At 61.2% G+C, this 14,127-nt stretch carries 10 protein-coding genes; 9 read left to right on the plus strand and 1 reads right to left on the minus strand.

The window, feature by feature from the left end; all coding sequences use genetic code 11:
* Positions 1 to 184 precede the first annotated feature (184 nt).
* The 7 genes from CRO06_RS18595 (at position 185) to CRO06_RS18625 (ending at position 8,563) form a co-directional block, all read left to right on the plus strand.
* A complete protein-coding gene (locus tag CRO06_RS18595) occupies positions 185 to 2,131 on the plus strand; it encodes an AMP-binding protein (protein WP_022995306.1) in 1,947 nt (648 codons plus the stop codon).
* Positions 2,132 to 2,134: 3 nt separating this feature from the next.
* Positions 2,135 to 2,956, plus strand: a complete 822-nt coding sequence (locus CRO06_RS18600; RefSeq protein ID WP_097059117.1) for an ABC transporter ATP-binding protein — start codon at positions 2,135 to 2,137, stop codon at positions 2,954 to 2,956.
* A 2-nt stretch (positions 2,957 to 2,958) separates the two neighbouring features.
* The gene (locus CRO06_RS18605; protein WP_022995308.1) at positions 2,959 to 3,843 is read left to right on the plus strand and encodes a branched-chain amino acid ABC transporter permease; all 885 of its coding nucleotides are present in this window, start codon (positions 2,959 to 2,961) and stop codon (positions 3,841 to 3,843) included.
* Between the two features lie 4 nt (positions 3,844 to 3,847).
* On the plus strand, positions 3,848 to 4,906 hold the full coding sequence (locus tag CRO06_RS18610; RefSeq protein ID WP_022995309.1) for a branched-chain amino acid ABC transporter permease: 1,059 nt from the start codon (positions 3,848 to 3,850) through the stop codon (positions 4,904 to 4,906).
* A 103-nt stretch (positions 4,907 to 5,009) separates the two neighbouring features.
* Positions 5,010 to 6,338, plus strand: coding sequence for an ABC transporter substrate-binding protein (locus CRO06_RS18615; RefSeq protein WP_082439136.1), 1,329 nt, complete (start codon positions 5,010 to 5,012; stop codon positions 6,336 to 6,338).
* 75 nt (positions 6,339 to 6,413) lie between these two features.
* The gene (locus CRO06_RS18620; protein WP_097059118.1) at positions 6,414 to 7,250 is read left to right on the plus strand and encodes an ABC transporter ATP-binding protein; all 837 of its coding nucleotides are present in this window, start codon (positions 6,414 to 6,416) and stop codon (positions 7,248 to 7,250) included.
* Between the two features lie 68 nt (positions 7,251 to 7,318).
* A complete protein-coding gene (locus CRO06_RS18625) occupies positions 7,319 to 8,563 on the plus strand; it encodes a phenylacetate--CoA ligase family protein (RefSeq protein WP_097059119.1) in 1,245 nt (414 codons plus the stop codon).
* Positions 8,564 to 8,946: 383 nt separating this feature from the next.
* On the opposite strand, the gene CRO06_RS18630 is transcribed toward CRO06_RS18625, so the two are convergent.
* Positions 8,947 to 10,902 (minus strand): sigma-54-dependent Fis family transcriptional regulator, encoded by a 1,956-nt coding sequence (locus tag CRO06_RS18630; protein WP_055100175.1) that lies wholly within the window; start codon positions 10,900 to 10,902, stop codon positions 8,947 to 8,949.
* 362 nt (positions 10,903 to 11,264) lie between these two features.
* On the opposite strand from CRO06_RS18630, the gene CRO06_RS18635 reads away from it, so the two are divergent.
* Together CRO06_RS18635 and CRO06_RS18640 are read left to right on the plus strand one after the other, a co-directional pair.
* The gene (locus CRO06_RS18635) at positions 11,265 to 13,064 is read left to right on the plus strand and encodes an NAD(P)/FAD-dependent oxidoreductase (protein ID WP_097059120.1); all 1,800 of its coding nucleotides are present in this window, start codon (positions 11,265 to 11,267) and stop codon (positions 13,062 to 13,064) included.
* 76 nt (positions 13,065 to 13,140) lie between these two features.
* The gene (locus tag CRO06_RS18640) at positions 13,141 to 13,917 is read left to right on the plus strand and encodes an SDR family NAD(P)-dependent oxidoreductase (RefSeq protein ID WP_063141952.1); all 777 of its coding nucleotides are present in this window, start codon (positions 13,141 to 13,143) and stop codon (positions 13,915 to 13,917) included.
* The last annotated feature ends 210 nt before the right edge of the window (positions 13,918 to 14,127 follow it).

A 14,127-nucleotide genomic window follows, 5' to 3' on the forward strand; every position in this document is an offset into this window, starting at 1 on the left:
AGTAGGTCTATTGAACGTGCCACGGCTGCCATGAGCACCGCGATTTCCTGTTATTCCCTTGTCCGGCCCTGCTCCGTCATCGCTTCCCGAGCCTGTCCGAGCCGCACCGGAATCTCCGTGGCAACCCCCTGTTTCACCGTGACCAACCTTCGGTTTGGTATGAGAAAAAAGGGAGGTTTCCGCCATGTCGGTCAATGAACTGGACACATTTCCCAAACTGCTGATTCATAACGCCGAGCATCGGCCGAATGTGGATGCCATGCGGGAAAAGGATCTGGGCATCTGGCAGACCTGGACCTGGCGCCAGGTGTACAAGGAGGTGGAAGCCCTGGCCGGGGGGCTGAAGGCGCTCGGGCTGCAGCGCGGCGACCGGGTGGCGGTGATCGGCGACAATCGGCCGCAACTGTATTGGTCGGTGGCCGCGGTACAGGCCATGGGCGCCATTCCGGTGCCGCTGTATCAGGATTCGGTCGGCGACGAAATGCAGTATGTGCTGCACCATGCGGAGGTCCGCTTCGCGGTGGTGGAAAACCAGGAGCAAGTGGACAAGGTGCTGGACATCAAAAGCCAGGTGCCGAGTCTGGAGACCATGGTTTATGACGATCCGCGGGGCCTGCGCAACTACCCGGAACCGTTTCTGCACGAACTGACCGGGGTGCAGGAAAAAGGCCGCGCCTACGCCCGTGAGAACAGTGATTTCTTCGCTCGCGAAGCGGCCCTGGGACAAGGGCCGGACCTGTCCATCATCGTCTACACGTCCGGTACCACCGGCCGGCCCAAGGGGGTCATGCTCAGCTATGACAATCTGATCGAGACCGGCAAGCTGGCGGTGAAGTTCGACAACATCACCGAGAAAGACGAAACCCTGGCCTATCTGCCGATGGCGTGGGTGGGCGATCACTTCATCACTTACGGCGAGAGTCTGATCTCCGGCTTCTGCTTCAACTGCCCGGAATCCCCGGAAACGGTAATGACCGATCTGCGCGAAATCGGGCCTACTTACTTCTTCGCGCCGCCGCGGATCTGGGAAAACCTGATCACCAATGTGATGGTGAGAATGGAGAACGCCAGCCGTCTCAAGCAGATCATGTTCCAACATTTCATGAAGGTGTCCCGCAAGGTTGGCGTGCGTCTTCTGGAAGGCAAATCGGTGTCGTTGTTCGAGCGGTTGCATTACGCCCTGGGTAACGTGTTGGTCTACGGACCGCTGCGTAATGTGCTCGGCTTCAGCCGTATTCGTCTGGCCTATACCGCTGGTGAAGCGCTGGGTCCGGACATCTTCGACTTCTTCCGCGCCCTGGGCATCAACCTTAAACAGCTGTATGGGCAGACAGAATGTTCCGTGTACCTGTGCCTGCAGAAGGACAACGACGTGCGCCCGGATACCGTCGGGCCGCCGGCGGAAGGCGTGGAAGTGCGGCTGGACGAAAACGGCGAGGTGTTGTTCCGCAGCCCGGGTGTCTTCATGGGTTACTACAAGAACGAAGAAGCCACCCGTGAAACCAAGACCGAGGATGGCTGGGTGCACAGCGGCGATGCCGGCATGTTCACCGAGGATGGCCATCTGCGCATTATCGACCGGGCCAAGGATGTGGGGCGTCTCAATGGCGGCACCCTGTTCAGTCCCAAGTTCGTCGAGAACAAACTGAAGTTCCACCCGCACATCAAGGAAGCGGTGGCGTTTGGTCATCAACGGGATTATGTCACCGCGTTCATCAACATCGACTTCGAAGCGCTGAGCAACTGGGCGGAACGGCGCAACATCTCGTTCACCGGCTATATGGACCTGGCCGGGCGCGAAGAGGTGTACCAGCTGATCAGAGAAGAGGTGGAAGCGGTCAACCGGGATCTGTCCGAGGATCCGGAAATGGCATCGATCCAGATTCACCGTTTTCTCATCCTGCACAAGGAGCTGGACCCGGACGACGGCGAAATCACCCGTACCCGCAAGGTGCGCCGGCGCATCATCGCCGAGCGTTATGAGCCGCTGATTTCGGCGCTTTACGGCGGTGATGAGAGGGTGGACGTTGATGTCCGGGTGACTTACGAGGATGGCAGCACCGGTCAACTGCGTTCCACGCTGTCGATCAGTGACGCCAGTACCTATCAGCAGCTCAGCAAGGCGGGGTGAACCATGGTGGCAACGGTTTCCGATCTGACGCCACGCGAGCAGGAGTCGGAAGTACTGCTCAAAGTGGAAAATGTGGAGCTGCGTTTCGGCGGGGTCCGTGCCCTGCATGACGTGGGCTTTGAAATCCGCAAGGGGCAGATTTTTTCCATTATCGGTCCCAACGGAGCGGGCAAGTCGTCGATGCTCAACTGCATCAACGGTTTTTATCATCCCACTTCCGGGACCCTGACCTACAAAGGTCAGCCGCGTAAGCATATGCGGCCCTACGTGACCGCCAGTCAGGGCATCGCCCGGACCTTTCAGAACATTGCGTTGTTCAAGGGCATGTCGACGCTGGACAACATCATGACCGGCCGGCATCTGAAGACCAAGGCCTCGTTGCTGGAGAACGCCTTCTGGTTTGGCCGCGCCCGCCGCGAGGAGCTGGAACACCGGCGCTTCTGCGAGGAGATCATCGACTTTCTCAATCTGCAGCATGTGCGCAAGACCCCGGTGGGCACCTTACCCTACGGCCTGCAAAAGCGGGTGGAACTGGGCCGGGCACTGGCGGCGGAGCCGGAACTGCTGCTGCTGGACGAGCCCATGGCGGGCATGAACCTGGAAGAAAAACAGGACATGGCCCGTTTCATTCTCGACGTCAATGATGAGTACGGCACCACTATTTGCCTGATCGAGCACGATATCGGCGTGGTGATGGACCTGTCCGATCGCATCGTGGTGCTGGATCACGGTGAGAAGATCGGCGAGGGCACGCCCAGGGAGGTGAGCAACGATCCCAAGGTGATCGAGGCTTATCTGGGTGTTCAGGAACAGGAGAGCGCATAGCCATGATGTTTTTTCTGGAAGTTCTCATCGGCGGCTTGCTGGCCGGGGTGATGTACGCATTGGTGGCGCTGGGCTTCGTTCTTATCTTCAAGGCCTCCGGCATCTTCAACTTCGCCCAGGCGGCGATGGTCCTGTTCGCCGCCATGTTCATGGGCGGCATGCACAACGACTGGGGCTTGCCGTACTGGCTGGCGATCCCGATCACCCTGGTGATCATGATCGGCGTGGCCTGGGTCATCGAGAGGGTGGTATTGCGCCCGATGGTGAACCAGGAACCGATCATCCTGTTCATGTCCACCATCGGTATTTTCTTCGCCCTGATCGGCTTCGCCGAGATTTTCTGGGGCAGCCGGTCGCGTACGCTGGACGTGGGTATCCCCTCCGATCCGATCTTTCTCGGTGACATGCTGCTGCAGAGCTATGACCTGATCACCGCCGCCATCGTCGCCGCGCTGGTGGTGGGGCTGGTGTTTTTCTCGCAGAAGACCCGTATGGGACGGGTATTGAGAGCGGTGGCGGATGATCACCAGGCGGCACAGTCGGTGGGCATCAAGCTGAGCACGGTGTGGGTGGTGGTGTGGTCCATCGCCGGGCTGGTGGCGGTGGTCGCCGGCATCGTCTGGGGCGGCGCCCTGGGGGTGCAGCCAGTGATGGTGGACGTGGCGTTCAAGGCGCTGCCGGTGCTGTTGCTGGGTGGACTCACGTCGATCCCGGGTGCCATCGTCGCCGGCCTCATCATCGGCGCCGGCGAAGCTCTGGCGGAGGTCTATCTGGGACCGATCATCGGCGGCGGCATCGACAGCTGGTTCGCGTACATCATTGCCATGGCGTTCATGGTATGGCGGCCGGAAGGCCTGTTTGGCGAAAAAATTATCGAAAGGATCTGACCGCATGATTTATCGCGAATCCGGACAGTTCAAAAAGACCTATCAGGCGGACCAGGCGATCCTGCCGCTGCGCCAGGACCGTATTTTCCTGATCCTGGTGCTGCTGGTGGCGTTCCTGGTGATTCCGTTCACCGCGTCCAACTATGTGATGAACTCGTTGCTGCTGCCGTTTCTGATTTACTCATTGGCGGCCATCGGGCTCAACATCCTGGTGGGCTATTGCGGGCAGATATCCCTGGGCACCGGCGGCTTCATGGCGGTGGGCGCGTTCGCCGCCTGGAACCTGGCGATCCGCACCGACTTGCCGATGCCGGTGATCTTCGTGCTGGCGGGGTTGATTACCTCCGGCGCCGGGGTGCTGTTCGGCCTGCCGGCATTGCGCATCAAAGGGTTCTATCTGGCGGTGACCACGCTGGCGGCGCAGTTCTTCCTGGTTTGGCTGCTACAGCGTCCCTGGTTCAATAACTACAGCGCTTCCGGGGTGATCTCGGCACCGGATTTCCACATGTTCGGCTGGAGCATCGAAACGGTTACCGACCGCTACTATCTGTCGCTGATTATCCTGGTGGTGATGGCACTGCTGGCCAAGAACCTGGTACGCAGCGCCACGGGCCGCAAATGGATGGCGATCCGCGATATGGACGTGGCGGCGGAGATTATCGGTATCCGGCCCATGCCCACCAAACTGAAGGCGTTCGCGGTGAGCTCGTTCTTCATCGGCATCGCCGGTGTGCTCTGGGCGTTCCTGTACCTCGGCCAGTTGGAGGCGGATGCGTTCAATATCTACACTTCCTTCGACGTGTTGTTCATGGTGATCATCGGCGGTCTGGGGTCGATTCTGGGCTGCTTCCTTGGCGCCGCCTTCGTGGTACTGGTGCCGATCTTCCTCAATATCATTCCCAGCGCTCTGGGGCTGCCATTGAGCACCGCCATGATCAGCTACATTGAAGTGTTCATCTTTGGCTCCCTGATCATCTTCTTCCTGATCGTGGAGCCCCATGGCATGGCTCGTTTGTGGAGCATCGCCAAACAGAAACTGCGGCTTTGGCCGTTCCCCTATTGATCACGACGGTGGCGGAAAAGGCTGTAACAGGAAGAATCGCCCGGTCGGGCGGACAATGAAATAACAATCAAGGGTCGGGGGCTTGCCCCCTTGGAGGACGATCATGAAAACAACAATGTTGAGGAAAGCGGCGCTGATGGGGCTGAGTGCCTGCATCGGCCTGACCGGCGCGATCTCCGCGCAGGCGCAGGAGGCCAAGGAGCAGTACCTGCCAAGCCTGGTGTACCGCACCGGTCCCTTCGCGCCCAGCGGCATCGGTTTTGCTGATGGCTTCGCCGATTACGTGACATTGATCAATGAGCGCGACGGCGGTATCAACGGCGTGAAAATTCGTCTTGAGGAGTGTGAAACCGGTTATGCCAATGACCGGGGCGTGGAATGCTATGAACGTCTCAAGGACCGCCACGGCGGCGCCACCGTGGTGGCGCCGTTGTCCACCGGGATCACCTATGCGCTGATTCCGCGTACCCGGGCGGACGGCATCACCATGAGCACCATGGGCTATGGCCGCGCCGATGCCGCTTATGGCCCGGTGCTGGATAATGTCTTCATGGTGCCCACCACCTACTGGTCCAGCACCACCGTGGTGATGGACTACATCGCCGAGCAGGAAGGCGGCTGGGAAAACCTGAAAGGCAAGGATATCGTCCATGCCTATCACGATTCCGCCTATGGTAAGGAGCCGCTGGGCGTGCTGCGCCACTATGCTGAGAAGTACGGCTTCACTCTGCACGAAATGCCGATCTCTCCGCCGGGTGTGGAGCAGCGCACGGTGTGGACTCAGGTGCGCCGCATCAAACCGGACTGGATCTCCCTGTTCGGCTGGGGCGTGATGAACCCCACCGCCATCCGTACCGCCTCTTCCATGGGCATCGACGTCAGCCGCATGATTGGCGGTATCTACGCCGCCCAGGACGATGCGGTGAAACCGGCGGGAGAAGACGCCAAGGGCTATAAGGCGGTTACCTTCCACGGTCCCGGTGCCGATTACCCGATCTACCAGGAACTGAAAAAGCACGTCTACGACAAGGATCTGGCGGCCGGTTCCGGTGATGCCAAAGGCACCATCGCCTATAACCGCGGCCTGATCAACGCCGGTTATATCGTCGAAGCCTGGCGTCAGGCTCAGGAAATGTCCGAGAAAGGCCGGCCCTCCACCCGCGAGGAAACGCTGAAGGCGTGGCAGAGTCTGGATATCCCCGAGGCCCGCACCAAGGAGCTGGGTATGGGCGGCCTGATGCCGCCGGTGCATATTACCTGTCTGGACCACGAGGGCCCCGGCATGGCGCTGATCCAGCAGTGGAATGGCGAAGCCTGGGAGCAGGTCACTGAATTCCGCAAGCCGAACAAGGACCTGGTGTTCCCGATGTACAAAGCGTCGGCGGAAGCCTACGCCAAGCAGGAAGGCATCACCCCCAAATCCTGCGACTAACGGTCCTGTGACTAACGGCGCGGTGCCGGAGCAGTAGACACTCCGGCACCGCTGACCGAACAGAGGAAAAACGACATGGCGGAACAAGCCACGGCTCGACAGGCCGAACAGACCCTGCTTTCCATTAATAACATCGAAGTTGTGTACAACCACGTGGTACTGGTGCTCAAAGGGGTATCCCTGGATGTGGGGCCGGGGTCCATCGTTGCCCTGCTGGGCGGTAACGGTGCCGGTAAGAGCACCACCCTGAAAGCCATCTCCGGTTTGCTAACCGGGGAACGCGGTGACATCACCCGTGGATCGATCCATTACAACGGCGAGCGCATCGACACCCTGAGCGCCGCCGACCGTGTGCGCCGAGGTGTACTGCACGTCATGGAAGGGCGCCGGGTATTCGAACACCTGAGCGTGGAAGAAAACCTGCTGGTCGGCGCCTACGGCCGGCGTGACGGCGCCGCCGCGGTGCAGCGCGACATGGAAATGGTCTACACCTATTTCCCCCGCCTCAAGGAGCGCCGCCGTTCGGTGGCCGGCTACACCTCCGGCGGTGAGCAGCAAATGCTGGCCATGGGCCGGGCGATGATGGCGAAGCCGCGCATGATCCTGCTGGACGAACCGTCCATGGGCCTGGCGCCGCAGTTGGTGGAGGAGATCTTCAACATCGTCTCCAAGCTGCGCAAGGAGGAGGGCGTGACCTTCCTGGTGGCCGAGCAAAACACCAATGTGGCTCTGCGCCATGCGGATTACGGCTACATCCTGGAAAACGGCCGTATCGTCATGTACGGCGATGCCGCCCAGTTGCGTGAAAACCCGGACGTCAAGGAGTTCTACCTTGGCGTGGGATCCGGAGAAGGACGCAAGAGCTTCCGTGATACCAAGCATTATCGTCGCCGCAAGCGTTGGTTGTCCTGACGCCGTGAGCGGTGGATTCATCAGTTTGTGACGACCGGTGAGCGCCGGTCGTGCTCAGGAGAAACAGCATGGGTAGTCATTCCGCGTATCTGGATGATCGTGAAACCCGCTCGCCTGATGAGCGGTCGGCACGACAATGGGAAGCGCTGCGCGCGGCGCTGGCCCACGCCAAGGCGCGATCCCGCTATTGGGCCGGCGTGTTGGCCGATATCGACCCCGAGGCGATTCAAGGCCCGGCGGACCTGGCCCGGATTCCGCTGACGCGCAAGTCCGATATTCCCACGATCCAGGCACAGGGTGTACTGGGCGGCATGGAAGCGGCGCCCATGGGCGAGCTGTCGCGGATTTTTCTGTCGCCAGGACCGATTTACGAAGCCAGCGAGGCGATTACGGATTTCTGGCGCTTTGGCCGCGCCATGTGGGCGTCGGGCATGCGCCCTGGCGCTTTGGTGCACAATACCTTTTCTTATCACCTCACCCCCGCCGGCATGATGGTGGACAGCGGCGCCCGGGCGATTGGCTGTTCGGTATTTCCCGCCGGCGTCGGTAACACCGAGATGCAGCTCGATGCCATCCAGCAACTGCGTCCGAGCTACTACGGCGGCACGCCGTCGTTTCTGAAAATGCTGCTGGACAAGGGGCGTGAACTGGGCAAGGACACCAGTTCTCTGGTGGCGGCTTCGGTGGGCGGCGAACCGCTCAGCAGCAGCCTGCGTCAGGAAGTGGAAGCCCAGGGCGTCAAGGTGTCGCAGAGTTTCGGAACCGCCGAGCTGGGGTTGGTGGCCTATGAGTCTGAGGCGCGGGAAGGACTGATCGCCGATGAGGACGTGCTGATCGAAGTGGTGCGTCCGGGTAGCGGGGATCCGTTACCGGATGGCGAGGTCGGTGAGATGGTGGTGACCGTGCTGCGCAATGCCAGCTTCCCGATGATCCGAATCGCCACCGGTGATATGACCGCGATCATGCCCGGTGCCAGCCCGTGCGGACGCACCGCGCCACGTATCAAAGGCTGGATGGGCCGGGCCGATCAGCGTACCAAGATCAAGGGCATGTTCGTGGCGCCGGAGCAGATCAACCAGCTGATGCAGCGGCACCCGGAAATCCAGCGGGCCCGTCTGGTGGTGACCCGGGAAAACGAGCAGGACCGCATGGTGCTGTCGGCGGAATGCGACAGCAGCGATAGCGCCTTCGCCGAGAAAGTCACCGAGACTCTGCAAGTGGTGACCAAGCTGCGCGGTGGTGTGGAACTGGTGGCACCGGGTTCCCTGCCCAACGACGGCAAGGTGATCGCCGACGAACGGCAGTTCGACTGAGAGGCTTTAGTGCTTCGTAGCCGGGTCTTGCTTGTCCCCCGAGGTGTCCATGACCCGCCGTGAATATGTCCCTGTAGGCTTGCGTTCGGCGTCCTGCCTCACACAGTCATGGACACCTCGGGGGACAAGCAAGACCCTCGGTCACAGCCAGCCGAAAGGTTCGCCTTTCTTTTCACCGTTGTTGACTCGAAGCTGGGTATTTCAGAGCTCGAAGAGTGTCGCCGGTCAGAGTCTTCCAGGGCACGCTACAAGTACATCCCTGTATGCTCGCGTTTGGCCATCCCTGGCCAAACGCGGTCCTGGAAGACTCTGACCGGCGACACTCCCCTGCTGGAAAAACTTCCCACTGAACCCTGATTAACCTGATTTTGGCGACTATCAGGCTAACCATCCCGCTGATTCGGCGGTGTCAGCCCGTGCTTGCGCATACGACGGTAGACGGTGGGACGGGATACGCCCAGTTCCCGGGCCACCGCGCTGATCATCCAGTGGTGGCGTTTCAGGATCGACAGCAGGCCGGCGCGTTGCGGGTCGCCATCGTCGTCATCCTCCGTGGTGGCCGGCGTGGTGCCGGGGCCGATCACCTGGGCCAGACACTCTTCCGGCAGATCGTTCACCGTAATTTGCTCGCCGTCACAAGTGGCCTCGGCAAAGTTCAGGGCGTTCACCAACTGACGGATATTGCCGGGCCACGGGCAGGCCAGCAACGCGCTCATGGCATCCGCGCGTAACTGCAGCCGCGGTTGCCCGACGGCGCGGGCCAGTTGGCCCATTACCGAGATGATCACATGTTGTTTGTCCGCTCGTTCCCGGAGCGCGGGCAGCCGCAGTGTGGCGCCGTTGAGCCGGTAATAAAGATCCTCGCGAAAATAGCCGTCGGCGATCAATCTGGCCGGATCCCGGTGCGTGGCGGCGATCACCCGGCAGTCCACCGATATGGGCCGCTCCGAACCCAGCGGCAACACTTCCCCCTCCGCCAATACCCTTAGCAGCCGGGTCTGTAACGTCAATGGCATGTCGCCAATTTCGTCCAGAAACAGGGTGCCGCCGTGGGCTTGCTGGATCAGGCCGCGCATGCCCTTGGCGCGGGCGCCGGTGAAGGTGCCCGGGCTGTAGCCGAACAATTCGCTTTCAATCAGGGATTCGGGAATGGCGGCGCAGTTCACCGCCACGAACGGTTTGTGCCGGCGCGGCCCGGCGTCATGAATGGCCCGTGCCAGCACTTCCTTGCCGGTGCCGGTTTCCCCCAGGATCAACAGGCTCACGTCCCGTTGCCGCAGACGCTTGGCCAGCTTCAGAGTGCGGCGCATGGCCGGATCGTCGGCCGCCAGCCGGTCCAGCTCAGGTACCGCCTCTTCCGGGATCAACGCTTGCGGCGCGGCGGGCCGGGCCGGCCGGCGCGGTTCGATGAGGCTGCCGAACAGGGTGCTGCCGAGAGCCTGTACCCGAAAGGCACGCACCTGATCTTCGCAGGCATAGGGGATGGACCAGATATCCCGGGCGTCACAGTCGAACATTTCCGGCAAGGCGATGTCGCCGTCGTCCGTGCGCGCCCGGGCCAGCAGATGCCGGCCGACGCCGTTGGCGGCGAGTACCCGGCCGTCGCCGTCGAGAGCGAACAGATACTGGCCGTTGACCTGCACCAGTTCCCGTGAGGTATCGCAGCGGAACACGGTGTGGTGGCGGTAAAGGCGCAAGAAGTAGGCATCCTCGATCATGCGCGCGTACAGGCGGATCAAATGCAGAGCGAAATTCTGGCTGTCCCGGGTCGGCGCGGAATCCAGGGCGGAAATGTCCAGCACCGCCAGTAGACGACCCTGGGGATCGGTGATCGGCGCCGAGGTGCAGGTGAGGCCGATGTGGGTGGCGTCGAAGTGATCCTGGCGATGGCAGGTGAGTGCCTCGCCTTCGCGGATGCAAGTACCCACGGCGCAGGTGCCGGCGTGGTATTCGTTCCAGTCAGCGCCGAGATAGAGCCCCGCCTGGCGCAGCCGCTGGTCGTGTCGGCGGTCACCCAGAAACTGCACGGTAATGCCGCGCTGATCGGTGAGCAGCAGCACATAGCCAAGTCGCGCGATCTGGCCATACAACTGCTCGACGCCGGCCCGCGCCACATTGAGAAACTCGTCGGCGCTTTCCTGATGTTCCCGCAGGGTCTGATGGGTAACGATACGGGCCGGGCGGGGCCGCGCCGGATCCAGGCCGTACTCTTCGATACAGCGTTTCCAGGATCGGGCGATCATGGCGTCGCCAGGGGACACGGTGGGACGATAGCCGCCGTCCGCGTATCGCAGAATGTCGTCGATGTGGCGGCGTTGTTGCGCATGCAGGCTGCTCATGCCCGGGCCTCCGCGTTGGATTGTTGTTCTGTTTTTTGCCTGGGATTCAGCCTAGCCCCATGGCCCTGACGGCTCCATCCGACTTGAGTACTAAATGCACCCCGCGGACGTTACACCTGTAACGAAAAGCGTTGCGCGCCGTTACGCCTGAGAAGGCTATTAAACCTCTCCAAGAAACGTTGTCCTGTACCCGGTTCCATTAAAAATTCTTTTCCGAATCAATGCTCTAAAAGTCAATTGGCGGCCATGCCGGGGGATTGGCACGGCTTCTGCTCTTGTCCCTGCATCCGCCCCCGCGTCCGTATCGACCACGACGCCGGTGGCGGAACACGAAAAACAACAACGCATGCGAGGAGCAAATCATGAGTAATGCGAACACGCCGAACCAACAGGTGGAACACTGGCTTAGCGAATGGGAGCGTACCCTGAGCGGTGACGACCCCACCGCCGCCGCCGAACTGTTCGAGCAAAACGGTTACTGGCGCGATCTGGTCTCTTTCACCTGGAACATCAAAACCGTGGAGGGGCATGCCGCCCTGCGCGACATGATTGGCGCCACCGTCGCCAACACCAAACCCTTCGACTGGAACCTGGCCGGTGACGCCCGGGAGGAAAACGGCGTGGTGGAAGCCTGGATTACTTTCCAGACCGCGGTGGGACGAGGCCATGGCCACCTGCGTCTGCGTGAGGGCAAGGCCTGGACTCTGCTGACCACGCTAAAGGAACTGCGGGATTATCCGGAGCAACGTAATGCCCTGCGGCCCAAGGGGGCCCGCCATGGCGTGTTCAAGAACCGTAAAAGCTGGCTGGAGGAACGCCGCGAGGAGGAAGCGGAGCTGGGTTACAGCCGCCAGCCCTATTGCGTGATCATTGGCGGCGGCCAGGGCGGTATCGGTCTGGCGGCGCGTCTGCGGCAGTTGAATGTCCCCACCATCGTGGTGGAAAAGAACCCGCGCCCCGGCGACTCCTGGCGCAACCGCTACAAATCCCTGTGTCTGCATGATCCGGTCTGGTATGACCACATGCCGTACCTGCCGTTTCCCGATCACTGGCCGGTGTTTTCGCCCAAGGACAAGATCGGCGACTGGCTGGAGATGTACACCCGGATCATGGAGATCAACTACTGGGGATCCACTGAATGCACCTCCGCCCGTTTCGATGAGGAGAAGCAGGAATGGCTGGTGGAGGTGAACCGCGATGGCGAGCGTGTCACCTTGCGCCCGCAACAACTGGTGCTCGCCACCGGCATGTCGGGCATGCCCAATGTGCCGGAAATCCCGGGCATGGAAGATTTTCAGGGCGAGCAGCATCACTCCAGCAAGCACCCCGGAGGTGAAGCCTATGCCGGCAAGAAGTGCGTGGTGCTGGGGGCCAACAACTCGGCCCACGACATTTGCGCGGCCCTGTGGGAGCACGGCGCCGACGTCACCATGGTGCAGCGTTCCTCCACCCACGTGATCAAATCGGAAACACTGATGGAGCTGGTGCTGGGGCCGTTGTACTCCGAAGAGGCGGTGAATAACGGTATCACCACGGAAATGGCGGACATGACCTTCGCCTCCATTCCCTACAAAGTGATGCCGCAGTTTCATGTTCCGGTTTATGAACAGGTGGCGGAGAAGGACGCGGATTTCTACCGCCGTCTGCGCGACGCTGGTTTCATGCTGGACTTCGGCGACGACGGTTCCGGCCTGTTCATGAAATATCTGCGCCGCGGCTCCGGCTATTACATCGATGTGGGCGCCTGCGAGCTGGTGGCCAACGGTGATATCAAATTGAGAAGCGGTGTCGGCATCGAGCGCATCAATACGCATTCGGTGACGCTGACCGACGGTTCCGAGTTGCCGGCGGATCTGATCGTCTACGCCACCGGTTATGGATCCATGAACGGTTGGGCGGCGCGCATCATTTCCCAGGAAGTGGCGGACAAAGTGGGTAAATGTTGGGGTATGGGTTCGGACACCACCAAGGACCCGGGCCCCTGGGAAGGCGAATTGCGCAATATGTGGAAGCCCACCCGGCAGCAGGCGCTCTGGTTCCATGGCGGCAATCTGCACCAGTCCCGTTTCTACTCGCAGTTCCTGGCGCTGCAATTGAAAGCACGGATGGAAGGCCTGGACACGCCGGTGTATGGCCAGCAGGAAGTGCATCATCTGGCTTGATTGATTTGCGTCAGCGGCGGGCGGGCCTGTCCCGCCTATGCTGAACGCCGGGACTCATTGAACAGGAGCAGCGATCATGGAATTGAAAGGAAAAGTCGCCCTGGTCACCGGCGGTGGCCGGGGTATCGGGCAGGGCATTGCGCTGGCGTTGGCCGGGGCCGGCGCGGATGTGGCGGTGGCGGATCTGGATCAGACCATCGCCGAGGAAACCGCCGCCAAGGTAGAGGCCGCGGGGCGACGTAGCGTGGCGATCTCCGTCAACGTGGCGCAGCCGGATTCGGTGCGTGCCATGGTGGAAAAGGTGGAGGCGGAGCTGGGCGGCCTGGATATCGCCGTCAATAACGCCGGTATCATCAGTATTCAGTCCATCGAGGAACTCACCGCCGAGGACTTCGACCGTATCATGGCGGTGAACGCCAAGGGGGTTTTCCTCTGTACCCAGGCCGCGGTGCGGGTGATGCGGCCGCGACGCTGGGGGCGCATCATCAACGTGGCCTCCATCGCCGGCAAGATCGGCTTCCCGGATCTGTCCCATTACACCGCGTCCAAATTCGCGGTGATCGGCTTCACCAACGCGGTGGCCAAGGAAGTGGCCCTGGACGGCATCACCGTCAACGCGTTGTGCCCGGGCATCGTTGGCACTGGCATGTGGCGTGGCGAGGATGGCCTGGCCGGGCGCTGGCGGGAAGAAGGGGAAAGCGAGGAGGCATCCTGGGCTCGCCACCAGAAAACCCTGTTGCCCCAGGGCGTGGCGCAAACCCCGGAAGACATGGGGCAACTGGCGGTGTACCTGGCCTGTGCCGAACACGTCACTGGCCAGGCTATCGCCGTGGATGGGGGCTGTACGCTCTAGTTCAGACAGAGAAAGCTCTGAATCCAGAGATTGCTACAAGGCCGCTGTAGGCGGAGATTCTATGGTGCCCAGCAACACGAATGTGGTCTCCGGTGTTGGGAGATTCGCTTGCAGGCAAGCTTGTATGGTTACCCGGCAAGTCTTAGAAAGAAGAGACTTGTCGGGGTGGAGGGACCAGGCAAGCTTCTGACCCTAGGGTACAGACTGTGG

The organism is Alloalcanivorax xenomutans, assembly GCF_900217905.1.
GTDB classification, from domain to species: domain Bacteria; phylum Pseudomonadota; class Gammaproteobacteria; order Pseudomonadales; family Alcanivoracaceae; genus Alloalcanivorax; species Alloalcanivorax xenomutans.

Coding starts and splice junctions, on each gene's coding strand:
- CRO06_RS18600 (WP_097059117.1), top strand. CDS start 2,135: ATGGTGGCAACGGTTTCCGATCTGACGCCACGCGAGCAGGAGTCGGAA.
- CRO06_RS18605 (WP_022995308.1), top strand. CDS start 2,959: ATGATGTTTTTTCTGGAAGTTCTCATCGGCGGCTTGCTGGCCGGGGTG.
- CRO06_RS18620 (WP_097059118.1), top strand. CDS start 6,414: ATGGCGGAACAAGCCACGGCTCGACAGGCCGAACAGACCCTGCTTTCC.
- CRO06_RS18595 (WP_022995306.1), top strand. CDS start 185: ATGTCGGTCAATGAACTGGACACATTTCCCAAACTGCTGATTCATAAC.
- CRO06_RS18640 (WP_063141952.1), top strand. CDS start 13,141: ATGGAATTGAAAGGAAAAGTCGCCCTGGTCACCGGCGGTGGCCGGGGT.
- CRO06_RS18625 (WP_097059119.1), top strand. CDS start 7,319: ATGGGTAGTCATTCCGCGTATCTGGATGATCGTGAAACCCGCTCGCCT.
- CRO06_RS18615 (WP_082439136.1), top strand. CDS start 5,010: ATGAAAACAACAATGTTGAGGAAAGCGGCGCTGATGGGGCTGAGTGCC.
- CRO06_RS18610 (WP_022995309.1), top strand. CDS start 3,848: ATGATTTATCGCGAATCCGGACAGTTCAAAAAGACCTATCAGGCGGAC.
- CRO06_RS18630 (WP_055100175.1), bottom strand. CDS start 10,902: ATGAGCAGCCTGCATGCGCAACAACGCCGCCACATCGACGACATTCTG.
- CRO06_RS18635 (WP_097059120.1), top strand. CDS start 11,265: ATGAGTAATGCGAACACGCCGAACCAACAGGTGGAACACTGGCTTAGC.